At 68.9% G+C, this 22,496-nt stretch carries 18 protein-coding genes and 3 rRNA genes; 11 read left to right on the forward strand and 10 right to left on the reverse strand.

Features of this window, described 5'->3' with window-relative positions; translation table 11 throughout:
• Positions 1-93 precede the first annotated feature (93 nt).
• From AA0Z99_RS02605 to rrf, 3 genes are all read left to right on the forward strand, one after another.
• Positions 94-1,616: ribosomal RNA gene (locus tag AA0Z99_RS02605) — 16S ribosomal RNA — on the forward strand.
• A 405-nt stretch (positions 1,617-2,021) separates the two neighbouring features.
• Positions 2,022-5,134 (forward strand): 23S ribosomal RNA (locus AA0Z99_RS02610).
• 110 nt (positions 5,135-5,244) lie between these two features.
• A 5S ribosomal RNA gene (gene rrf / locus AA0Z99_RS02615) occupies positions 5,245-5,361 on the forward strand.
• The 16S, 23S and 5S rRNA genes sit together here, the layout of an rRNA operon.
• A gap of 199 nt (positions 5,362-5,560) precedes the next feature.
• Here rrf and AA0Z99_RS02620 read toward each other — a convergent pair.
• Genes AA0Z99_RS02620 through AA0Z99_RS02630 form a run of 3 tightly spaced genes read right to left on the reverse strand, consistent with a single transcriptional unit; the run spans position 5,561 to position 9,064 of the window.
• On the reverse strand, positions 5,561-7,192 hold the full coding sequence (locus tag AA0Z99_RS02620; RefSeq protein WP_413319186.1) for a hypothetical protein: 1,632 nt from the start codon (positions 7,190-7,192) through the stop codon (positions 5,561-5,563).
• Positions 7,174-8,091, reverse strand: coding sequence for an ABC transporter ATP-binding protein (locus AA0Z99_RS02625; RefSeq protein ID WP_413319188.1), 918 nt, complete (start codon positions 8,089-8,091; stop codon positions 7,174-7,176). The genes AA0Z99_RS02620 and AA0Z99_RS02625 overlap by 19 nt, the downstream gene beginning before the upstream one ends.
• 52 nt (positions 8,092-8,143) lie before the next feature.
• The gene (locus AA0Z99_RS02630) at positions 8,144-9,064 is read right to left on the reverse strand and encodes a DapH/DapD/GlmU-related protein (RefSeq protein WP_413319190.1); all 921 of its coding nucleotides are present in this window, start codon (positions 9,062-9,064) and stop codon (positions 8,144-8,146) included.
• A gap of 23 nt (positions 9,065-9,087) precedes the next feature.
• Between AA0Z99_RS02630 and dapE the strand changes: the two genes are divergently transcribed.
• The 3 genes from dapE (at position 9,088) to AA0Z99_RS02645 (ending at position 11,593) form a co-directional block, all read left to right on the forward strand.
• Complete coding sequence (dapE, locus tag AA0Z99_RS02635) at positions 9,088-10,170, forward strand: succinyl-diaminopimelate desuccinylase (RefSeq protein WP_413319193.1); 1,083 nt, start codon at positions 9,088-9,090, stop codon at positions 10,168-10,170.
• Positions 10,152-11,336 (forward strand): hypothetical protein, encoded by a 1,185-nt coding sequence (locus AA0Z99_RS02640; RefSeq protein WP_413319195.1) that lies wholly within the window; start codon positions 10,152-10,154, stop codon positions 11,334-11,336. Before dapE ends, AA0Z99_RS02640 begins: the two co-directional genes overlap by 19 nt.
• A gap of 83 nt (positions 11,337-11,419) precedes the next feature.
• On the forward strand, positions 11,420-11,593 hold the full coding sequence (locus AA0Z99_RS02645; RefSeq protein WP_413319196.1) for a DUF3117 domain-containing protein: 174 nt from the start codon (positions 11,420-11,422) through the stop codon (positions 11,591-11,593).
• A gap of 96 nt (positions 11,594-11,689) precedes the next feature.
• Here AA0Z99_RS02645 and AA0Z99_RS02650 read toward each other — a convergent pair whose 3' ends face one another.
• A complete protein-coding gene (locus AA0Z99_RS02650; RefSeq protein WP_413319197.1) occupies positions 11,690-12,328 on the reverse strand; it encodes an O-methyltransferase in 639 nt (212 codons plus the stop codon).
• Between the two features lie 79 nt (positions 12,329-12,407).
• Here AA0Z99_RS02650 and AA0Z99_RS02655 point away from each other — a divergent pair, with 79 nt between their 5' ends.
• The gene (locus tag AA0Z99_RS02655) at positions 12,408-12,785 is read left to right on the forward strand and encodes a Sec-independent protein translocase TatB (protein ID WP_413319198.1); all 378 of its coding nucleotides are present in this window, start codon (positions 12,408-12,410) and stop codon (positions 12,783-12,785) included.
• Positions 12,786-12,829: 44 nt separating this feature from the next.
• Here AA0Z99_RS02655 and AA0Z99_RS02660 read toward each other — a convergent pair whose 3' ends face one another.
• The 3 genes from AA0Z99_RS02660 to AA0Z99_RS02670 are packed head-to-tail and all read right to left on the reverse strand — an operon-like array spanning position 12,830 to position 15,657.
• Positions 12,830-13,921, reverse strand: a complete 1,092-nt coding sequence (locus tag AA0Z99_RS02660) for an Mrp/NBP35 family ATP-binding protein (protein WP_413319199.1) — start codon at positions 13,919-13,921, stop codon at positions 12,830-12,832.
• 7 nt (positions 13,922-13,928) lie between these two features.
• Positions 13,929-14,435 (reverse strand): DUF1003 domain-containing protein, encoded by a 507-nt coding sequence (locus AA0Z99_RS02665; RefSeq protein WP_413319201.1) that lies wholly within the window; start codon positions 14,433-14,435, stop codon positions 13,929-13,931.
• Entirely contained in the window at positions 14,428-15,657 is a 1,230-nt protein-coding gene (locus AA0Z99_RS02670) for a magnesium transporter MgtE N-terminal domain-containing protein (protein WP_413319203.1), read from the reverse strand. The genes AA0Z99_RS02665 and AA0Z99_RS02670 overlap by 8 nt, the downstream gene beginning before the upstream one ends.
• A 134-nt stretch (positions 15,658-15,791) precedes the next feature.
• Between AA0Z99_RS02670 and AA0Z99_RS02675 the strand changes: the two genes are divergently transcribed.
• Positions 15,792-16,427 carry a general stress protein gene (locus AA0Z99_RS02675; RefSeq protein ID WP_413319205.1) on the forward strand — a complete coding sequence of 212 codons (636 nt, stop codon included), beginning with the start codon at positions 15,792-15,794 and terminating at the stop codon, positions 16,425-16,427.
• Here AA0Z99_RS02675 and AA0Z99_RS02680 read toward each other — a convergent pair.
• A complete protein-coding gene (locus AA0Z99_RS02680; protein ID WP_413319207.1) occupies positions 16,410-17,291 on the reverse strand; it encodes a LysR family transcriptional regulator ArgP in 882 nt (293 codons plus the stop codon). The genes AA0Z99_RS02675 and AA0Z99_RS02680 overlap by 18 nt on opposite strands.
• Before the next feature lie 85 nt (positions 17,292-17,376).
• On the opposite strand from AA0Z99_RS02680, the gene AA0Z99_RS02685 reads away from it, so the two are divergent.
• Positions 17,377-18,066 (forward strand): LysE/ArgO family amino acid transporter, encoded by a 690-nt coding sequence (locus AA0Z99_RS02685; RefSeq protein WP_413319209.1) that lies wholly within the window; start codon positions 17,377-17,379, stop codon positions 18,064-18,066.
• 47 nt (positions 18,067-18,113) lie between these two features.
• Here the strand turns inward: AA0Z99_RS02685 and AA0Z99_RS02690 are convergent, their stop codons facing one another.
• Together AA0Z99_RS02690 and AA0Z99_RS02695 are read right to left on the reverse strand one after the other, a co-directional pair.
• On the reverse strand, positions 18,114-19,640 hold the full coding sequence (locus AA0Z99_RS02690) for an aminopeptidase P family protein (protein WP_413319211.1): 1,527 nt from the start codon (positions 19,638-19,640) through the stop codon (positions 18,114-18,116).
• A 43-nt stretch (positions 19,641-19,683) separates the two neighbouring features.
• The gene (locus AA0Z99_RS02695) at positions 19,684-20,232 is read right to left on the reverse strand and encodes an ArsR/SmtB family transcription factor (protein ID WP_413319213.1); all 549 of its coding nucleotides are present in this window, start codon (positions 20,230-20,232) and stop codon (positions 19,684-19,686) included.
• 52 nt (positions 20,233-20,284) lie between these two features.
• On the opposite strand from AA0Z99_RS02695, the gene AA0Z99_RS02700 reads away from it, so the two are divergent.
• Both AA0Z99_RS02700 and AA0Z99_RS02705 read left to right on the forward strand, forming a co-directional pair.
• A complete protein-coding gene (locus AA0Z99_RS02700) occupies positions 20,285-21,613 on the forward strand; it encodes an MFS transporter (RefSeq protein ID WP_413319215.1) in 1,329 nt (442 codons plus the stop codon).
• An 84-nt stretch (positions 21,614-21,697) separates the two neighbouring features.
• Entirely contained in the window at positions 21,698-22,447 is a 750-nt protein-coding gene (locus AA0Z99_RS02705; RefSeq protein WP_413319217.1) for an esterase/lipase family protein, read from the forward strand.
• The last annotated feature ends 49 nt before the right edge of the window (positions 22,448-22,496 follow it).

The following is a 22,496-nucleotide window of genomic DNA, read 5'->3' on the forward strand; positions in this document are numbered from 1 at the left end:
TCCTTTGGATGAGACAGATTGTCAGTAGACAGTCTTTTTTGTCAGTTTCGAACTCGCTGCCGCTCGGTTTTTCCCGGGTGGTATGCATTTTTCTTTACGGAGAGTTTGATCCTGGCTCAGGACGAACGCTGGCGGCGTGCTTAACACATGCAAGTCGAACGATGAAGGAGGAGCTTGCTTCTCTGGATTAGTGGCGAACGGGTGAGTAACACGTGAGCAATGTGCCCTTGACTCTGGAATAAGCGCTGGAAACGGCGTCTAATACCGGATACGACCTTCGGAGGCATCTCCTGGGGGTGGAAAGAACTTCGGTCAAGGATCAGCTCACGGCCTATCAGTTAGTTGGTGAGGTAATGGCTCACCAAGACGACGACGGGTAGCCGGCCTGAGAGGGTGACCGGCCACACTGGGACTGAGACACGGCCCAGACTCCTACGGGAGGCAGCAGTGGGGAATATTGCACAATGGGCGCAAGCCTGATGCAGCAACGCCGCGTGAGGGACGACGGCCTTCGGGTTGTAAACCTCTTTTAGCAGGGAAGAAGCGAGAGTGACGGTACCTGCAGAAAAAGCACCGGCTAACTACGTGCCAGCAGCCGCGGTAATACGTAGGGTGCAAGCGTTGTCCGGAATTATTGGGCGTAAAGAGCTCGTAGGCGGTTTGTCACGTCTGCTGTGAAATCCCGAGGCTCAACCTCGGGCTTGCAGTGGGTACGGGCAGACTAGAGTGCGGTAGGGGAGATTGGAATTCCTGGTGTAGCGGTGGAATGCGCAGATATCAGGAGGAACACCGATGGCGAAGGCAGATCTCTGGGCCGTAACTGACGCTGAGGAGCGAAAGCATGGGGAGCAAACAGGCTTAGATACCCTGGTAGTCCATGCCGTAAACGTTGGGAACTAGATGTGGGGACCATTCCACGGTCTCCGTGTCGTAGCTAACGCATTAAGTTCCCCGCCTGGGGAGTACGGCCGCAAGGCTAAAACTCAAAGGAATTGACGGGGGCCCGCACAAGCGGCGGAGCATGCGGATTAATTCGATGCAACGCGAAGAACCTTACCAAGGCTTGACATATGCGAGAACGCACTGGAGACAGTGAACTCTTTGGACACTCGTATACAGGTGGTGCATGGTTGTCGTCAGCTCGTGTCGTGAGATGTTGGGTTAAGTCCCGCAACGAGCGCAACCCTCGTCCTATGTTGCCAGCACGTTATGGTGGGAACTCATGGGATACTGCCGGGGTCAACTCGGAGGAAGGTGGGGATGAGGTCAAATCATCATGCCCCTTATGTCTTGGGCTTCACGCATGCTACAATGGCCGGTACAATGGGCTGCGATACCGTAAGGTGGAGCGAATCCCAAAAAGCCGGTCTCAGTTCGGATTGAGGTCTGCAACTCGACCTCATGAAGTCGGAGTCGCTAGTAATCGTAGATCAGCAACGCTACGGTGAATACGTTCCCGGGCCTTGTACACACCGCCCGTCAAGTCATGAAAGTCGGTAACACCCGAAGCCGGTGGCCTAACCTTTTGGAGGGAGCCGTCGAAGGTGGGATCGGTGATTAGGACTAAGTCGTAACAAGGTAGCCGTACCGGAAGGTGCGGCTGGATCACCTCCTTTCTAAGGAGCATCTCGCCGGTTCTGCCGGCGCAGAGCCACTTCGGTCGCACACGTCGACCGGTGGTCAGCTCATGGGTGGAACATTGACATTGGTGCTCGAGTGATCGGGTCCTCCTGAGTACGGCTGCTTCGGCAGTCTGGAAGGGGAGGGCGTGGGAGCTCGGGTGCATGCACGCTGTTGGGTCCTGAGGGACCGGACGGCGCCTTTTGGCGTTGTTGGGCCCTCGGACCGGCCGGTGGATGCGCGTAGGCGTGTTCGTCGTCGGTACCGACCGTAAGTTGAGAACTACACAGTGGACGCGAGCATCTTAGATTCGGGCTTCGGCTCGAGTCTTGATGATCTTTATAGATCATTGGTCGCCATCGTTTCGACGGTGGTGTCCTAACCAAAATACTCATGTATGTGGTCAAGTTTCTAAGAGCAAACGGTGGATGCCTTGGCATCTGGAGCCGATGAAGGACGTAGTAATCTGCGATAAGCCTCGGGGAGCTGATAAACGAGCTGTGATCCGAGGATCTCCGAATGGGGAAACCCCGCTGGGCAGCGTGCTGACCCAGTGACTCCCGCCTGAATATATAGGGCGGGTAGAGGGAACGTGGGGAAGTGAAACATCTCAGTACCCACAGGAAGAGAAAACAACAGTGATTCCGTCAGTAGTGGCGAGCGAACGCGGAAGAGGCTAAACCGATCGTGTGTGATAGCCGGCAGGCGTTGCACGGTCGGGGTTGTGGGACATCTCCGCTGATCTGCCGATCAGCAAGCGTGACAGACCGCGGTAGGCGAAGGACTTGGAAAGGTCCATCACAGAGGGTGACAATCCCGTAGCCGAAACCGCGCGATGGCGCGAGGTTCATCCCAAGTAGCACGGGGCCCGAGAAATCCCGTGTGAATCTGCCAGGACCACCTGGTAAGCCTAAATACTCCCAGATGACCGATAGCGGACAAGTACCGTGAGGGAAAGGTGAAAAGTACCCCGGGAGGGGAGTGAAATAGTACCTGAAACCGTTTGCTTACAAACCGTTGGAGCAGCCCTGGTAGCTGTGACAGCGTGCCTTTTGAAGAATGAGCCTGCGAGTTAGCGATATGTGGCGAGGTTAACCCGTGTGGGGTAGCCGTAGCGAAAGCGAGTCTGAATAGGGCGATTCAGTCGCATGTCCTAGACCCGAAGCGAAGTGATCTATCCATGGCCAGGTTGAAGCGAGGGTAAGACCTCGTGGAGGACCGAACCCACTTAGGTTGAAAACTGAGGGGATGAGCTGTGGATAGGGGTGAAAGGCCAATCAAACTTCGTGATAGCTGGTTCTCTCCGAAATGCATTTAGGTGCAGCGTTGCGTGTTTCTTGCCGGAGGTAGAGCTACTGGATGGCCGATGGGCCCCAAAAGGTTACTGACGTCAGCCAAACTCCGAATGCCGGTAAGTGAGAGCGCAGCAGTGAGACGGTGGGGGATAAGCTTCATCGTCGAGAGGGAAACAACCCAGACCACCGACTAAGGTCCCTAAGCGCGTGCTAAGTGGAAAAGGATGTGAAGTTGCTGAGACAACCAGGAGGTTGGCTTAGAAGCAGCCACCCTTGAAAGAGTGCGTAATAGCTCACTGGTCAAGTGATTTTGCGCCGACAATGTAACGGGGCTCAAGCACGCCACCGAAGTCGTGGAATTCGTACAACAGCTCGGCAGCTTCGGCTGTCCAGGCGTACGGATTGGTAGGAGAGCGTCGTGTGGCGAGTGAAGCGGCGGAGGAATCCAGCCGTGGACGCCACACGAGTGAGAATGCAGGCATGAGTAGCGAAAGACTGGCGAGAAACCAGTCCTCCGAATGACCAAGGGTTCCAGGGTCAAGCTAATCTTCCCTGGGTAAGCCGGGACCTAAGGCGAGGCCGACAGGCGTAGTCGATGGACATCAGGTTGATACTCCTGAGCTGGCGAAGAACCGCCCAAGCCAAACCAGTGATGCTAAGAGTCCGAATCCTTGGACCGATCCCTTCGGGGTGACGTCCTTGGCCTAGCACTCGACCCTATGCTGGGGCGGCTAGCGTATTAACAGGTGTGACGCAGGAAGGTAGCAGAACCGGGCCGATGGTTGAGTCCGGGTAAGCCGTAGGGCGTGGGATAGGCAAATCCGTCCCACACATAGCCTGAGAGCTTTGCCGAACCCTAGAGGGAAGTCTGTGATCCTATGCTGCCAAGAAAAGCATCGACGCGAGGTTCAAGTCACCCGTACCCCAAACCAACTCAGGTGGTCAGGTAGAGAATACTAAGGAGATCGAGAGAATCGTGGTTAAGGAACTCGGCAAAATGCCCCCGTAACTTCGGGAGAAGGGGGGCCTGAGGCGTGACGGCACTTGCTGCCGGAAGCGTTTGAAGGCCGCAGAGACCAGTGGGAAGCGACTGTTTACTAAAAACACAGGTCCGTGCGAAGACGCAAGTCGATGTATACGGACTGACGCCTGCCCGGTGCTGGAAGGTTAAGAGGAAGGGTTAGCGCAAGCGAAGCTCAGAATTTAAGCCCCAGTAAACGGCGGTGGTAACTATAACCATCCTAAGGTAGCGAAATTCCTTGTCGGGTAAGTTCCGACCTGCACGAATGGCGTAACGACTTCCCAGCTGTCTCAACCGCGAACTCGGCGAAATTGCACTACGAGTAAAGATGCTCGTTACGCGCAGCAGGACGGAAAGACCCCGTGACCTTTACTACAGCTTGGTATTGGTGTTCGGTGTGGCTTGTGTAGGATAGGTGGGAGACTGTGAAGCTCGGACGCTAGTTCGGGTGGAGTCATTGTTGAAATACCACTCTGGTCACTCTGGATATCTAACTTCGAACCGTAATCCGGTTCAGGGACAGTGCCTGGTGGGTAGTTTAACTGGGGCGGTTGCCTCCCAAAAAGTAACGGAGGCGCCCAAAGGTTCCCTCAACCTGGTTGGCAATCAGGTGTCGAGTGTAAGTGCACAAGGGAGCTTGACTGTGACAGTGACAACTGGAGCAGGGACGAAAGTCGGGACTAGTGATCCGGCAGTGGCTTGTGGAAGCGCTGTCGCTCAACGGATAAAAGGTACCTCGGGGATAACAGGCTGATCTTGCCCAAGAGTCCATATCGACGGCATGGTTTGGCACCTCGATGTCGGCTCGTCGCATCCTGGGGCTGGAGTAGGTCCCAAGGGTTGGGCTGTTCGCCCATTAAAGCGGCACGCGAGCTGGGTTTAGAACGTCGTGAGACAGTTCGGTCCCTATCCGCTGCGCGCGTTGGAAGTTTGAGAGGATCTGACCCTAGTACGAGAGGACCGGGTTGGACGAACCTCTGGTGTGTCAGTTGTTCCGCCAGGAGCACCGCTGATTAGCTACGTTCGGGATGGATAACCGCTGAAAGCATCTAAGCGGGAAGCCGGCCTCAAGATGAGACTTCCGTGCCTTCGGGCGAGAGGCTCCCAGCCAGACTACTGGGTTGATAGGCCGGATGTGGAAGTGGGGACTAACGACCCATGAAGCTGACCGGTACTAATAAGCCGATGACTTGATAACATATATATGAGCTTGCTGCTCGCGTCCACTTTGTGGTTCTCGATGTACGGTCGAGGACTGCAGCCCTCCACGAGAGTGGAGAGCTGTGCAGACTGAAACATCAACAGTGTTTCGGCGGCCATAGCGAGAGGGAAACGCCCGGTCACATTCCGAACCCGGAAGCTAAGGCTCTCAGCGCCGATGGTACTGCAGGGGGGACCCTGTGGGAGAGTAGGACACCGCCGGACTTCTTTTGGAAAGGGGCCCCAGATTCGTCTGGGGCCCCTTTTTCCGTTTGTGCACACTCGTGTGTACCCCGGAGCGCAGCGCAACCCTGCCGCATGCTCGCGCACAGGCGCACGCACGCACGCAGCGTGCGCCCGCGCGGCCACCGCTGCGCGTCCGCGCAGGGATGCGTCTGCGCGACGGATGCCTGCTGCGGCGTGGTCAGCCCTCGCGCGAGACGCCGGCGAGGACCTCGGGCCACCGCCGATCGAGCGCGCTGCCGCCGATGCGGACGCCGCCCCACGTGGCGAGGCATCCCACGACCAGGCCGATCCCGAGGCTCAGCCACGCGAGCCAGGGGATCCACGCGGCAGCGATGGCGGTGCCGATCGCGGGAGCGCCGACCGTCGCGATCGCGAGCATCGTGATGAGCGCGCCGAGCAGCGCCTGCGCTCCGCCGGAGGAGCCCTTGCCGAACGGGCTCGTCTCGGGCGCCGGTGTCTGGCCGGGCATCCAGGGGCTGATGGCCGAGCCGACGCCGATGACGAGACCCGCGGTGCCGATGGTCGCGCCGAGCGATGCGGGCAGCAGGTGCCAGTCGCCGGAGACGGCCGTGGCGAGCACGCACATCGCGAGCAGCATCGGACCGAAGAGCACCACCATGCCGAGCGCGCGTCCGGCGCGATCCTGCGTGCCTGTCACGCCCGTGAGCACATGGGTGGAGAGCGCGGAGCTGTCGTAGGCGGCATCGAGCTGCGCCACGGACATCAGCACGATGGCGCCGAGGAGCGGCAGCAGCATCGGTCCGAGCTGCGCGAAGGTGTCGAGGGCCGCCTGCTCACCCGGATCGGCGGTGAGGTCGATGCTGACGCCGTTGCCGACCACGAGGTTCATCGCGAGCACGAGCAGCGGCACGATCGCGACACCGATCACGTTGATCAGGTGACGCGGGTCGCGGAAGCGGTAGCGGAGTCCGCGCGCTGCGATGGCGCCCGTCGGAGAGGCGGGGAGGACGCGGTCGATCCACGCGCCGCCGCGCACGCGTCCACCACCGGTCGAGGCGATCGGGTCCGTCAGGCGCGCCCGGAAGTCGCGCGACCACACGAGCCACAGGAGCGCCGCCGTCGCGATCGCGATCGTCAGCTTGGCGAGGGCCTCGAGCCAGCTGCCTGCCGCCATCGCCTGCGGCACCGCCCAGGCGGCGCCGAGCGGGGTCCATCCGAGCACCTGCGCGATCGCGCCGAACACCGCCTCGGGCGGGCCGAGCGAGCGCAGCCCCTCGAGCAGGATCGCGAAGAGGATCCCGGCAGAGATGATCAGGACGCTGCCGAGCACGAGGCTGAGATCGCGTCCGCTGCGCCTGGCGAGCTGCCGCGCGAGGGCCGAGGCGAGCGCGCGGGCGGCGAGCAGGCAGGTCAGCAGCTGCAGCGGTACGAGCACGGCCGCGGTGAGCAGGGCGACGGGGTGGGTGCTCCAACCGATGAGCGTCAGCAGCAGCGCCGCCGCGGTCGCGACGCCGCCGACGCCGATCGCGCCTGCGAGCAGCACGCCGGGCAGCAGCCTGCGAGCCGGCAGCGGCAGCAGCGCGAACCGCTCTGGCGCGAGCGCGTCGTCGGCGGAGACCAGCAGGCTGGCGACCATCCACCCGACCACGAGCGCGCTGCCGATGATCACCACCGCATCCGCCGCCGACGCCGGGGCGAAGGCGCGCAGGGTCGCGAGCATGAGCGCGAGCAGCCCGAGGCCGCCGAGGGCGGCGAGCACCGAGAGCACGAGCGTCACGATCGCCCACGGGCTGCGGCCGAGCGCGCGGCCCAGCTGCCGCAGGCGCAGGCCTACGAGGAGCGCAGCCACGCGAGGCTCTCCGCGTCGAGCGCCTGGGTGCCGACCAGGTCGAGGAACCGCTGCTGCAGCGTCTTGCCCTGCCGCACATCGTCCAGCGTGCCGGAGACGAGCATCCTCCCCTGCGCGACGATCGCGACGCGGTCGCAGAGCGACTCGACGAGCTCCATCACGTGGCTCGAGAGCACCACCGTGCCGCCCGAGGCGACGAAGCCGCGCAGGATCTCGCGGATGGCCTCGCCCGAGACGGGGTCGACCGCTTCGAAGGGCTCATCGAGCAGCAGCAGCCGGGGCGCGTGGATCAGCGCGCACGCCAGTCCGATCTTCTTGCGCATGCCGGCTGAGTAGTCGATCACGAGGGTCGAGCCCGCCTCCGTCAGGCCGAGCGCGGCGAGCAGGTCGCCCGCGCGCGAGGTGACGTCGGCCTCCGGCAGGCCGCGCAGCAGCCCGTGGTAGCGCAGCAGCTCGGCGCCGGTCAGCCGGTCGAACAGGCGCACGCCGTCGGGAAGCACGCCCATCCGTGCCTTCGCAGCTGCGGGGTCGGCCCAGACGTCGATGCCCCCGATGAACGCCGTGCCCGCGTCGGGGCGCAGCAGCCCCGTCGTCATCGACAAGGTGGTGGTCTTGCCTGCGCCGTTCGGGCCGAGGAGCCCGAACATGCTGCCGGCCGGCACGTCGAGCGACAGGCGGTCGACCGCGGTGTGCTGGCCGAAGCGCTTGGTCAGCTCGCGCAGCGCGAGCACCGGGGGCGCTGCCGGTCGCGGCTGCGCGGGTGCGGTTCCGGCTCCGGCGTCGGCGCCGGTCCGGGGAGCGTCGCCCTGCATCGGGGCCGGAGCGAGCGGTGGCCACCGATCCGGCGCAGGGGGCCGGCCGTGCTGCGGGGCGGATGCGGGGGAGGGCTGGTCGGGCATGGGACGATCATCGCGCGCCGGCCTGCGCGCCTCCTCAGTGCTGCGCCGCGTCTCAGTGCAGGGCGGCGTTGAGCTCGACGCCCCTGCCGTCGCGAGCGAGGACCTCGACCGCTCCGGAGGCGGAATTGCGGCGGAAGAGCAGCCCGGGGCGACCGGAGAGCTCGACGGCCTTCACCCGCTCGCCGCTGGGCACGAGCGTCACCTTGGTCCCTGCCGTGACGTAGAGGCCCGCTTCGACGACCGAGTCGTCGCCGAGCGAGATGCCGACGCCGGCGTTCGCGCCGAGGAGCACCCGCTCGCCGAGCGAGACGCGCTCCTTGCCGCCGCCGGAGAGCGTGCCCATGATCGAGGCGCCGCCGCCGATGTCCGTGCCGTCGCCCACGACGACGCCCTGCGAGATGCGGCCCTCGACCATGGATGCGCCCAGCGTGCCGGCGTTGAAGTTCACGAAGCCCTCGTGCATGACGACCGTGCCCGCGGCGAGGTGCGCGCCCAGGCGCACACGGCTCGCGTCGCCGATGCGCACGCCGTCGGGCAGCACGAAGTCGGTCATCCGCGGGAAGCGGTCGACGAGCTGCACCTGCAGGCCCGCCCGCTGCAGCTCGACGCGGTGGTCGCGCGCCCACTCCGGTGCGACCGCGCCGCCGTTGGTCCAGGCGACGACCGGCAGCGCGCTGAAGATGCCGTCGAGGTTCATGGAGTTGGGCTCCACGAGGCGGTGGCTCAGCAGGTGCAGGCGCAGGTACGCATCCTCGGTGGAGGCGGGGGCGGCATCCAGGTCGACCTCGACGTGTCGCGGCTCGAGCACGACGCCGCGCGCCGGCACCGGGCCGCCGAGGTCGTCGAGCCCGCCGGCGCCGATCCAGTGCGCCTCGCCCGAAGCGGTGCCGAGCGCGGGGGAGGGGAACCAGGCATCCAGCACCCGCCCCTCGAAGACGGTGACGAGCGCATGTCCGTGTGCGGGGCGAGCCATGCTCCAAGTCTAGGCTTGACCGCATGACCGCCCTCGTGCTCGACCCCGCCGCCTCGTCCGCCGACCTCACCCGCCAGCTGTGCGACATCGACTCGGTCTCCGACAACGAGGGGCCGCTCGCGGATGCGATCGAGGCGGTCGCCCGTTCGGCCTCGCACCTCGAGGTGACGCGCGTGGGTGACACGGTCGTCGCGCGGACCAGCCTGGGTCGCGCCCGCCGCGTGGTGCTCGCCGGGCACATCGACACCGTGCCGATCAACGGCAACGTGCCCACGCAGCCACGCGTCGTCGACGGCGAGGAGCACATCTGGGGCCGCGGCACCGTCGACATGAAGGCCGGTGTGGCCGTGCAGCTGAAGCTGGCCGTCGAGCTCGCGGCACCGAACGTCGACGTGACGTGGATCTGGTACGACCACGAGGAGGTGGGCGAGGAGCACAACGGCCTGCGCCGCCTCGCCGCGTCGCACCCCGAGCTCATGCAGGCCGACTTCGCGATCCTCGGCGAGCCGTCGAACGGCGCGATCGAGGGCGGGTGCAACGGCACGCTGCGCGCCGAGATCCGCACGCGCGGCGTCCGCGCGCACTCCGCGCGCTCGTGGGTCGGGCACAACGCCATCCACGACGCGGCCGAGGTGCTGCAGGTGCTGCAGGACTACCGGGCGCGCGAGATCGACGTCGAGGGGCTGCGGTTCCGTGAGGGGCTGAACGCCGTGATGATCTCCGGTGGCGTCGCGACCAACGTGATCCCGGACGAGTGCGTCGTGCAGGTGAACTACCGCTTCGCCCCGTCGCGCTCGGTCGAGGAGGCCACCGCGCACGTGGTCGACCTCTTCGAGGGCTTCGACGTGCGCGTCGTCGACGCGGCGCCCGGCGCCCGGCCCGGCCTGGATGCGCCGCTCGCCAAGGAGTTCATCGTCGCCGTCGGCGCGGAGCCGCAGGCGAAGTACGGCTGGACCGACGTGGCCCGTTTCTCGGCGCTCGGCATCCCCGCCGTCAACTTCGGGCCCGGCGACCCGTCGAAGGCCCACGCGGATGACGAGTCGGTGCCCGTCGCGCAGATCGTGGCGACGGAGGAGAGCCTGCGCACGTGGCTCACGCGAGCCTGACGCAGGCGCGCGCGTCGACGCGGCAGCGCTGGTGGCTGTGGCCGCTGGCGCTCTGGCTGGTGTCGAGGCTCGTCAGCACGGCGTTCCTCGGCGCCTTCGCCGGCAGGCAGGAGGCGAGCGCGTGGACGCCTGCGGGGCCCGGCCTGCTCGACTACTCGACCATGTGGGATGCCCACTGGTACTTCATCATCGCGATGTCGGGGTATCCGACCGAGCTGCCCGTGGACGACTCGGGCCACGTGGGCGAGAACGCCTGGGCGTTCATGCCGGTCTACCCGCTGCTCGCGCGGGCGCTGATGCTCACCGGGCTGCCGTGGGAGGGCGCCGCGGTGCTCCTGTCGGTGCTCGCGTCGGCGGCCTTCGCGCTCGTCGCCTACCGGCTGTTCGCCGAGCTGGCGCCCGGCCGTGAGCGCTTCGCCCTCGCCCTCGTGCTCCTCTCGCCCGTCGCGCCCGTGCTGCAGCTCGGCTACGCCGAGGCGCTGTTCCTGCTGCTGCTGGCGAGCTGCCTGCTCGCCTGGCGGCTGCGCGAGTGGGAGTGGCTGTGGGTCCTGCTCCCGATCATGGCGCTGACGCGACCCGGTGGTCTGGCCTTCGCCTTCGGCCTCGGGCTGTGGTTCCTCGTGCGATGGTCCCGAGAGCGCGAGCGCTTCGCGGTGCGGGAGCGCTGGATGCTCGTCGGCCTCGGGGCGTGGAGCGCGCTCTGGGGCTTCGCCTGGCTGCTCGCATGCACGATCGCGACCGGCAGCACGAGCGCGTACCTGGAGACGGAGCTGAGCTGGCGCTCCGCCTACGTCGGCAGGCAGGAGCTCGTGCCGTTCACGACCTGGCCGATCGGGCTCGAGTGGTGGTTCGGGGCGTGGTGGCCGCTGTGGCTCGCCGGCATCGTCGCCGTGGTCGTCGCGCTGCTGGTGGGGCCGTGGGCGAGGCGCGTCGCGATCGAGGGCAGGCTGTGGTGCATCGCCTACGCGACCTACCTGGCAGCGGTGTGGTTCCCGCAGTCGTCGACGTGGCGGCTGCTGCTGCCGCTGTTCCCGGCGGCCCTGATGCTCGCGGCGCTGCGACCCGCGTGGGCTCGGGGCATGCTGCTCGCTGCATGCATCGCCCTGCAGCCCGTCTGGATCTGGTACTGCTGGCACGTGGTCGGCGCCGACTGGACGGTGCCCTAGCACAGCGACCCTTGTGGTCAGCGAGGTCTTCGTGTCACCCGGACGTGAGATAATGCACGCACAGGAACCGAAGGGGGAGCCGCATGGCCGCCATGAAACCACGCACCGGCGATGGACCGCTCGAGGCCGTCAAGGAGGGCAGGCTGATCGTCGTGCGCGTGCCGCTCGAGGGCGGGGGACGCCTGGTCGTCTCCGTGAACGATGAGGAAGCCGCCGCGCTGCACAAGGCGCTCGGCGGGGTCGTCGTCACCGCTTGATCCGCGCTGTGCGCGACGTCGTCCGATGATGGTCGACGGGGGAGGGCCCGATCCGAGGATCGGGCCCTCATCGCATCCGCCGAGGTGCCGTCGAGCCTAGGCCGGCTCAGGCAGCCGCACGATCTGGAGCAGGCCGTCGCCGACGGGGGAGACCGCGGCACGCACGGCGTCCGACGTCGAGAGCTCCTTGAGGAGCCCGCGCAGATCGGCGACCTCGTCGCTGCGCTGCGCCGGGTCGGCCACGCGGCCGCCCAGCAGTGCGTGCGCGACGAGCACGCAGCCGCCGACGCGCACCAGCGAGAGCGCGTGCTCCACGTACTCGAGCATGCTGGCAGCATCCGCGTCGATGAGCACGATGTCGTAGCTCGCCTCGTTCATGCGCGGCAGCACATCGCGTGCCTTGCCGGTGATGAGTCGTGCGCGCGTGACGGGGATCCCCGCCTTGCCGAAGGCTGCGCGCGCGTGCTGCTGGTGGTCGAGCTCGGTGTCGATCGACGTGAGGGTCGCGCCCGGCGCGCCGCGCAGCAGCCAGAGGCCGCTCACACCGGCGCCGGTGCCGACCTCGAGGATCGCGCCCGCCTGGGTCGACGCGGCGATGGCGGCGAGCTGCGCGCCGACCGCGGGCGCGATGGGTGTGATGCCGAGCTCGACGGAGGCGTCCCGCGCCGCGGTGAGCACCTCATCCTCTGCGGCGAGGTCGTCGAGGTACTTGGCGATGAGCGGTGATGTCTGCACGGTTCCTCCGACGTCGAGCGTAGCGACGCGACGCATCCGCCCGTCCAGGGCTCGCCGCAGTCCTCGCTACCCTAGTGGGGTGTCCCTGGCAGGCATCACGCTCGACAAGCTGCTGATCATCGCGATCCTCGCGGCCGTGCTCATCGGCCCCGAGCGCTTGCCCCTGCTCGCAGAGAAGCTCGGCGTGCTCGTGCGAAGCCTGCGAGACCTGGCCGGTGGGGCCAAGGATCGCATGCGCGAGGAGATGGGCCCCGAGTTCGACGAGGTCGACTGGAAGAAGCTGGACCCGCGGCAGTACGACCCGCGACGGATCGTGATGGACGCGCTGAAGGACGACCCCGCGCCGACGCCCGCAGGGGACTTCCCGTCCGCGGCACCGCGGTCTGCCGTCGCGACGGTGACGGGACTGCCCAACCGCGCAGCGGGGCCGATGCGGTTCGACGACGAGGCCACGTAGGTCGGGCGCCGCGTCGCGCGGAGCGCTGCGCGGCGAGGGCGTCCTCAGCCGGTCGCGAGGGGCAGGCTGCGGCCGGCGATCGGTCGTGTGCCGCGCAGGGATGCGGCCAGTGCCACGATCGCGGTCGCAGCGGGGTCAGCGGGATCGCTGGCGACGATGGGGATGCCCTCGTCGCCGCCCTCGCGCAGCGCGATCGACAGGGGGATGCGCGCGAGCAGCGGCACTCCGAGCCGCGCCGCCGCCTCCTCGCCGCCGCCGGCGCCGAAGACCTCGAGCAGGGTGCCGTCGGGCTGCTGCAGCCCCGCCATGTTCTCGACCACGCCGAGCACCCGCTGCCCGGTCTGGCGGGCGACCTCCGCCGCCCGCTCGGCGACGTCTGCTGCAGCCCGCTGCGGCGTCGTCACCACGAGCACCTCTGCGTGCGGCAGCAGCTGGCCGAGCGAGATCGCCACGTCGCCGGTGCCGGGCGGCATGTCGATGAGCAGCACGTCCAGGTCACCCCACCACACGTCGGTGACGAACTGGTTGAGCGTGCGGTGCAGCATCGGGCCGCGCCAGGAGACCGAGCGATTGCCCTCGACGAACATGCCGATCGACACGAGCCGCACGCCGTGCGCCTCCGGCGGCATCATCATGTCGCCGACCCGCGTCGGCCGAGCCCGCGTGCCCAGCAGGGCCGGGATCGAGTAGCCGTGCACATCGGCGTCGATCACGCCCACGGCGAGGCCGCGCTGCGCGAGCGCGACCGCCAGGCTCGCCGTCACCGTCGACTTGCCGACGCCGCCCTTGCCGCTCGCGACCGCGATGATGCGCGTGAGCGTGTCGGGGCCGAACTGCTGCGGGCGCGAGCCCCGCAATCGCTCCACGAGCGCCTGCCGCGTCGCGGGCGACATCACGCCGACCGCCAGCTCCACGCGGTCGACCCCCGGGACCGACGCGGCTGCCGCACGGACATCCGCTTGGATCCTGTCGCTGGCGGGGCACGCCGCGACCGTGAGCTCGAGCGCGATGCTCGCGACTCCATCGGCGAGCGTGGCGGACGGGATCATGTCGAGCTCGATCAGCGGCCGTCGGATCTCGGGGTCGACGACCTGCGCGAGCGCACGCTGCAGCGCGGGATCGATGCCGTCGCTCACCGGCGGCTCACGTGTCGCGCTCGGCGCGCGGATCCTGCCCTCGGCGCTCGTCGAGGTCGTCGACGAAGGACTTCAGCTCGGCGCGGATGAACTCGCGCGTGGCCATGTCGCGCATCGCCATGCGCAGCGCCACGACCTCGCGCGCGAGGTACTCGGTGTCGTTGAGGTTGCGCTCGGCGCGCATCCGGTCCTGCTCGATCTGCACGCGGTCGCGATCGTCCTGGCGGTTCTGCGCGAGCAGCAGCAGGGGGGCCGCGTAGGAGGCCTGCAGGCTGAGCACGAGCGTGAGCAGCGGGAAGCCCTGGTCCTGCGGGTCGAACTGCACCTCGGCCGGCACCACCGAGTTGTAGGTGAGCCAGAACCCGCAGAAGATCGTCATGCCGATCAGGAACGCAGGGGTGCCCATCCCGCGCGCGAACGCCTCGGTGAAGCGCCCGAAGCGATCCTTCGACTCGGGCATGCGGATGCGGCGGCGCGCCTTGGGGCGCGAGAACTCGTCGTCGCGCTCAGCCATGCGGCGCCTCCTCCTGCGCTCGCCAGTCCTCGGGCAGGATGTGGTCGAGCACGTCGTCGATCGTCACGACGCCGACGAGGCGACCGGCGGCGTCGACCACGGGGACCGAGACGAGGTTGTAGGCGGCGAGCTGTCGCGTGACCTCCGCGGCCGAGTCGCTGGCGAGCACCGGCTCGATCTGCTCGTCCAGCAGCGTGCCGACGCGCTCGTTCGGCGGGTACCGCAGCAGTCGCTGGAAGTGGACCATGCCGAGGAAGCGGCCGGTCGGCGCCTCGTAGGGCGGCAGGGTGACGCAGACGGCGGCGGCGAGCGCTGGCGCGACCTCGTGCCGACGCATGAGCGCCAGCGCCTCGGCGACCGTCGCGTCGGAGGCCATGATGATCGGCTCCGTCGTCATGAGGCCGCCGGCGGTGTCGGCGCCGAAGGACAGCAGCATCCTGACGTCCTCGGCCTCATCCGGATCCATGAGGTCGAGCAGGGTCTCGCCGCGCTCGGTCGACATGTGGCCGATGAGGTCGGCCGCGTCGTCCGGCTCCATCTGGTCGAGCACGTCAGCGACCCGGGAGTCCTCCAGCGCGGCGAGGATCTCGACCTGGCGATCCTCGTGCATCTCCTCGAGGATGTCGGCCAGGCGGTCGTCGGAGAGGTCCTCGGCGACCTCGATCATGCGCTGCTGCGGCAGGTCGAGCATCGCGGAGGCGGCGTCGGCAGCCGGCAGCTCCTCGAGCGAGGCCAGCAGGTGCTCGGTGTCGTGCTCCGCGTCGAGCTCGTGCCGCACCTCGTGCCAGCGGGCGAGGGCGGTCGGCCCCTTGCCGAAGGGGCCGGTCTTGGGCTTCCGGAGGAAGAGCTCGTCGACCTCCCACTCGCCCGGGCCCTGCTCGGCGATGGAGAGATCCTCGAGCGTCGCGCTGGTGCCGTCGCGCAGCGTCACCGTGCGCCCCAGGATGTCGGCCAGGAGCAGGCGCTCGCTGCCTCGCTGGCTGAAGCGGCGGTCGCTGATGGCGGAGGCGATCAGCTGCCCGCCGCCGATGGAGAGCACGCGCCCGATCGACAGGAACACCTTCTGCCGACCGCGATCCTCGACGACCAGTCCGACGACCCGCGGGGACGCCTCGTGGCGAGGCACGGACACCACGTCGCGCACCTTGCCGATGCGCTCGCCGGCGGGGTCGAACACGCCCGCGCCCGCGAGGCGGGCGACGAAGACGGTGGGGGCGCTCATGGGCTCCAAGGTATCGCGCGACGACGGTGCGCGGCGCCTGCGGCGCTGCCCCTCGGGTCGTCGGATCGGCCTGACGCCCAGAGCGAACCGGCCCGTCGTGGCGCGCACGCGCGTGGAACACTGGAGGGGTGAGCATGTTCCAGCGTTCTGCCCTCGGAGACCAGCAGCTGCCGAAGGGGGTCGTCGTCGCTTCCTTCGAGACCTACGACCGGGCCCAGGCGGCCGTGGCGAAGGTCTCGAGCTCCGACACCGAGCTCGCCGGCCTCGCCATCATCGGCAACGACCTCAAGCTCGTCGAGCGGATCGTCGGGCGCCTCACCTGGGGCAAGGTCGCGATGCGCGGGGCGCTGCGCGGCCTCGGCTTCGGCGCCTTCCTCGGCCTCATGTTCCTCGTCTTCGTGCCGGAGGCGATCGGTTCGGTGCTCGTCTTCCCGCTGCTCGGCCTCGCCTTCGGCATCCTGCTGGGCGTCGTGCAGCACTCGATCGTGCGCCGCAAGCGGGACTTCGCCTCCACGCAGCAGGTGCTGGCGGCTCGCTACGACGTGGTCGCGCCGCAGCAGATCGCAGGCCGCGCGATGCAGATCATCGGGCAGCGCGACGGCATGCAGCAGCCGACCGCAGCGGAGCTGCAGACGGCGCCGCCGCCGCACGGCGCCCCGGTGGTGCCGCCGCAGCAGGCCGGCCCCCAGCAGGCCGGCCCGCAGCAGGCCGGCCCGCAGCAGCCCGGCCCCCAGCCGCAGGGCGAGCAGGCATCAGGCGATCGCGTCTGACGCTCGCGCCGCATCCGCGACCGCGTCGCTGACGAGGTCGAGCAGCGGCGAGGCGAGGTTCCACCGCTGCCACCACAGCGGCACCTCGACGGTGTCGTCGGCGAGCACCACCAGTGAGCCGTCAGCGACGCCGCGCTCGAACTGACCGGGCAGCAGCATGCCCCACCCGAGACCCATCTGCACCGCCTGGGCGAACTCCGCCGAGGCGGAGATGATGTGCCGCGGAGCCGCGGCTCGGGCCCCGTGGCGGCGCGCGAACCGGGATTGCAGCGAGTCGTGGGCGTCGAAGTCGACGATCGGCGCGGCCTCCAGCGCGGGGCGCGCCAGGCCGTCCGGGAACCACCGCGCCGCGAACTGGCGCTGGGCGATCGGCACGTAGCGCATGCGCCCGAGCGGCGTCGCGAGGCAGCCGGAGACGGGCTCGCGCTGCGCGGTGACCGCAGCCATGACGGTGCCGTCCTGCAGCAGCTGCGCGGTGCGCTCCTGATCCTCGCGGTGCAGCTCGAACGTCGCGGGCACGCGCTCCGTGACGGCGATCAGGGCGGGCATGAACCAGGTGATCAGCGAGTCGGCGTTGACGGCGAGCGGGATGCGCGGCGTCGGCGCGGCGTCGCCGAGCGCCGTGCGCGCATCGTGCTCGAGCACCGCGAGCTGCCGCGCGAGTCGCACGAGCGCTTCGCCCGCCTCGGTGGCCCGCACCGGCTTGGTGCGTCGCAGCACGATGCGGCCGACGCGCTGCTCGATCGCGCGGATGCGCTGGCTGACCGCCGAGGGCGTGACGCCGAGGTCGATGGCTGCGCGCTCGAGCGTGCCGGCGTCGACGACGGCTGCGAGGGTGCGCAGATGGTCAAGGGGCAGCTCCATGCCGCGAGCCTAGATGAAGCCCTGCTTACGATGCTTCAGGAACCTTCGCTGGACTGCATCCTCGCCGGTGCCTAGCGTGGAGCGCATGGACCAGGGGATCGTCGTGCTGCTGTCGGGCTTCGCGCTGTGCTTGGGGCTGATCCTGTCGATCGGCGCCCAGAACGCGGTGGTGCTGCGGCAGGGACTGCGCCGCGAGCACGTCGGCATCGTCGTCGCGGTCTGCGTCGTGAGCGACGCGATCCTGCAGCTCGTGGGCGTGGCGGGGGTCGCGACGCTCGTGACGGCGCAGCCGTGGCTCGAGACGCTCGCTCGCTGGGCGGGCGCGGTGTTCATCGTCGGCTTCGCCGTGCTGAGCGCGCGACGCGCGATCCGGGGCGGCGGCACCCTCGAGGCAGCGCCCGATGATGCGCCGGCGGGCCAGGCGCCGCAGGCCGACCAGGCGGGCGAGGCCGCCGCCGGGGCCGTGGCGACACGGCGCCGCACGCGCAGCGGTCGCACGGCCACGTTCCTCACGATCCTCGCCGTCACCTGGCTGAACCCCCATGCGATCGTGGAGACCACCGTCGTGCTGGGCTCCGTCGCCGCGACGCACGGCGATGACCGCTGGTGGTTCCTCGTCGGGGGCATCGCGGCCAGCACGATCTGGTTCATCGCCTTCGGCTACGGCGCCAGGTTCCTCGCGCCGCTGCTGCGCACCGAGCGCGCGTGGCGCATCCTCGACGGCGGCATCGCCGTGATCATGCTCGTGATCGCGACCACGCTCGTGCTCGGCTGACCCGCCCCGCGCTGCCCTGGTCGCGGGCAGCGCGGGCGGATGCGCGATCAGCGCGCGCGCACCTCGCGCATCCAGGCCTCGACCTGGTCGGCCGTGCGGGGGATGGCCTGCGAGAGGTTCACCGCGCCGTCGGCGGTGACGAGGATGTCGTCCTCGATGCGGATGCCGATCCCCCGGAGCTCCTCGGGGACGGTGAGGTCGTCGGCCTGGAAGTAGAGGCCCGGCTCGATCGTGAAGACCATCCCCTCGCGCACGACGCCCTCGTGGTAGAAGTCGCGGCGGGCCTGCGCGCAGTCGTGCACGTCGAGGCCGAGGTGGTGGCTCGTGCCGTGCACCATCCAGCGGCGGTGCAGCTGCTGGTCGGGCTGGAGCGAGACCTCCGCTGCCACGGGCAGCAGCCCCCACTCGGCGGTGCGGCGCGCGATGACCTCCATCGCGGCGGCGTGCACCTCCTTGAAGACGATGCCCGGCCGCACGATGGCGAAGGCAGCGTCAGCGGCCTCGAGCACGGCGTCGTAGATGCGCCGCTGCACCTCGCTGAACTCGCCGGAGATCGGCAGGGTGCGCGTGATGTCGGCGGTGTAGAGGCTGTCGACCTCGACTCCGGCGTCGAGCAGCATCAGGTCGCCCTCCCGCACCGCGCCGTCGTTGCGGGTCCAGTGCAGGTAGCACGCGTGGTGGCCCGATGCCGCGATGGTGTCGTAGCCGACCGCGTTGCCGTCGAGCCGCGCGCGGCGGTGGAAGGCGCCCTCCACCACGCGCTCGCCGCGCTCGTGCCGGGTCGCATCGGGCAGGTCTGCGATGACGTCGTCGAAGCCCCGCGCCGTCGCGTCGACAGCGGCCTGGATCTCGGCGACCTCGTGCGCGTCCTTGACCAGGCGCAGCTCGCTCAGGTCGCGCGCGAGCACGTCGCCCTCGGGGTTCGCCGCGCGCAGCTGCGCCTCGATCGAGGGGTCGGCACCGGTGACGACGAGCGTGTCTCCGTCGGCGGCCAGCGCTGCGTCGAGCTCGCCGAGGTCGGCGACCTCGAGCCCGAGGTCGGCGGCGACGTGCGCGAGCGAGGGGCGCGGCCCGACCCAGAACTCGCCGATCGCCGGGTTGGCGTAGAACTCCGTCGTGCCGCGACCGGCCGGAGCCCTGAAGTACAAGGTCGCGCGGTGCTCGTCGGCACCGGCGAGGGGCTCGAGCACGAGCACGGAGTCGGGCTCCGCATCCGAGCCCCACCCGGTCAGGTAGGTGAAGTCGGGATGCGCGCGGAACGGGTAGTCGGTGTCGTTCGAGCGCACCTTGAGCGGGCCCGCGGGGATCACGAGCCGCACGCCGGGGTGCATCGCCGAGATGCTGGCGCGGCGCTCGGCGGCGAAGGGCGCGGCGGCGCGCGGCGCTGGCGTCGCCTCGGCGCGGTCGGCCCATCCCGACTGGATGTGCTCGGTGAACGCGGACGACGTCGGTGTCGTCGAGCGGTTGGTGGTGGCCGCAGCGGTCGCGGCCTCGGCGGTGGTGGGCTCTGCGGATGTCGCCGCGGCCGTGGTGTCCGCTGCGGAGTCCTGCGTCGTCGTGTGGTCGCTGCTCATGCCACCAGTCTCGCACCGGTGCGGGTCGGGTGGGTCAGGTGGGTCAGGCGGTCGGCGCTGCCGGGTTGAAGTCGGGGTAGACCGCGGTGAAGGCGCCGAGCGTCTCGCCGTCGGCGTCGGGGCCGCGATCCTTGAACTCGTTCATCAGCTCGGCGAGCCGCCGCTGGAACTCCTCGCGGTGCTCGGCGTTCAGCTTCATGCCCATCCACGCCACGTCGATCGCGTCGGGGCCGAGGCCGTCGATCTGCTGGAGGAACGTCTCCACGAGGATGGGGGAGATGTTGGGCACAGGCGTGTTCCAGGAGCGGCCGGTCGCCCGGTACGGGACCTCGCGCGCGCCGCCGGTGCCGCTGCGCTCCTCCTCGGCGACCAGGAAGCCCGTCTGGACGAGCGTGCGCACGTGGTGGAGCATCGTGCCCGGGTTCACGTCGAGCAGCTCGGCGAGCTCCTTGTTGGTGCGCGCGTCGAAGGCGCACAGTCGGAGCACGCGCAGGCGCAGCGGCGAGCTGAGCGCACGTCCTCGCGCCTGCAGGTCGGCATCGGTGTCGCCCTCGCCGTCGTCGACCCCGGTGCTCGCGCGCTGGTCAGCCATGGTGCGAGCATATCGATTGAGCTTCTTCAATCGATGCCGCATACTGATTGGCATGTCCCAATCAGAGCTGCAGAGCGCGGCCCCCGACGAACCGATCGAGCCGCGCCAGCCCGCAGCGGTCCCTGACGCCGCGGGAGGATCGCTCTGGCGCGACGGCAACTTCCTGACCATGTGGTCCGGGCAAGCGCTCGCCCAGGTCGGCTCGCAGGTCACCGAGCTCGCGATCCCCGTGCTCGCCGTGCTGCTGCTGCAGGCGACCGAGCTCGAGGTCGGGCTGCTGAACGCCGCGGGCGTCGCCGCGTTCCTCGTCGTCGGCCTGCCGGCTGGCGCCTGGATCGATCGGATGCGCAAGCGTCGCGTGATGATCTGGGCGGATGCGGTGCGAGCGGCCGCGCTGCTGGCGCTACCGCTGCTGTGGTGGGCCGGTGCGCTGCAGATGTGGCACCTCTACCTCGTCGCGCTCGTGGTCGGGGTCGCCACCGTCTTCTTCGACGTGTCGTACCAGAGCATCATCCCCTCGCTCGTGCGCCCGACGCAGATCGCCGAGGCGAACGGCAAGCTCGAGGCCACCCGCGAGCTCGCGAACATCGGCGGGCCAGCGCTCGGCGGGTGGCTCATCGGCATCATCAGCGCGCCCTTCGCGATCCTGACGACCGTGGTGACCTACGTCGCCTCGTTCGTCGCGCTGCTGCTGACGCGCGACCACGAGGAGCCGCGCGCGGCCGAGGACCGCGGGCCGATCCTCACCGAGATCGCGGAGGGCCTGCGCTGGGTCTTCGGCAACCCGCTGCTGCTGCGCATCGTGGGCACCACCGGCATCTCGAACTTCTTCAGCACGATCTCGTTCACCATGCTGCCGATCTTCCTGCTGCGGGAGCTGGGGCTCACACCCGCCGCGATGGGCATCATCTTCGCGCTCGGCTCGGTCGGCGGACTCGCCGGCGCCGTCGCGACGCCCCACGTCGTGCGGTGGATCGGCGAGGCGCGCGCCATCCCTGCGAGCGCCATCGCCTTCAGCGCGGTCGCCTGCATGCTGCCGCTGGCCGCGACCTTCCCCGCCGTCGCGTTCCCGCTGCTGGTGGTGCAGGGCTTCATCGGCAGCTGCACCGTGCTGCTGTACAACATCACCCAGGTCACCTTCCGCCAGCGCATCACGCCGCCGCGCCTGCTCGGCCGCATGAACGCCTCCGTGCGCTTCTGCGTCTGGGGCGTGATGCCGATCGCCGCGCTGCTCGCCGGGGTGCTCGGCACCTGGCTCGGCGTCGTGCCGACGATGTGGATCGCCGCCGTCGGGCAGCTGCTGTCGGCGCTGTGCGTCGTGATCGGACCCTTCTGGGCGCTGCGGGAGCTGCCGCAGGTCGATGCGCGACCGCCGCGCTGAGGCGCCATCGACCGCCAGGGGGCGGCTCGCGTCGAGCCCGCCCGGAGCATGGCCGTCCTACCCTCGGAGGATGGAGCTCGCGCGATGACGGTGACGCTGCGCGAGGTCGCGGTGTGGGCCCGCGACTACGCCTTCGCGGCCCGCATGCACGTGCGCTCGGCGATCGACGTGCGGCCGCCTCGGCTGCGGGGCATGCCGGGGGCCCGCGTGCACGTGATCCTGATCCCCGGCGTCGTGGAGCGCTGGCCGTTCATGGAGCCCCTCGCGAAGCGCATGATCGCGGCGGGCCACGCGGTGCACTTCCTGCCGGAGCTCGACCGCCACACGGTGCCCGTGCGCGAGGCGGCGGTGATCGTCGGCGCCGCCGTCGACCGGGTCGCCGCCGCGCATCCGCACGCGCAGATCGTGCTCGTCGGGCACTCGAAGGGCGGGCTCTCCGGCAAGCGACTGCTGATCGACCGCGCCAGCGAGCCGACGGCGCCGCAGCCCGCGGGGCTCGTCGCGCTCGCGCCGCCCTTCGCCGGTTCGAGCCGGGCTCGGCTGCTCGTGCGCGTGCCTGCGATCCGCGAGCTCGACCCGAGCGACGAGCGGCTGCTCGCGCTCGCGGCGGAGCGCGGCGCCGACCGCAGGATCCGCGTGGTCCTGCCCCGCCTCGACCCCCACATCCCCGACAACGCGTTCCCGGAGGGCGTCGCCGGGGTGCGGCTGCGCGCGAGCGGGCACTTCCGCCCGCTCGCCACGCGCGAGGCGGCGCGCGCCGTGCTCGCGGCGATCGACGAGCTCGCGCCGGCTCCGCACGACCAGGACGACCCCGCGAGGGCCGACCGCTCCTGAGCGGCCGCGCTCGCGCGCGAGGTCGCGGCCCACCGCGGGCCGCCGCGCC

Origin of the sequence: Agrococcus phoenicis (assembly GCF_047302415.1) — a bacterium.
In the GTDB taxonomy this organism is placed as follows: domain Bacteria; phylum Actinomycetota; class Actinomycetes; order Actinomycetales; family Microbacteriaceae; genus Agrococcus.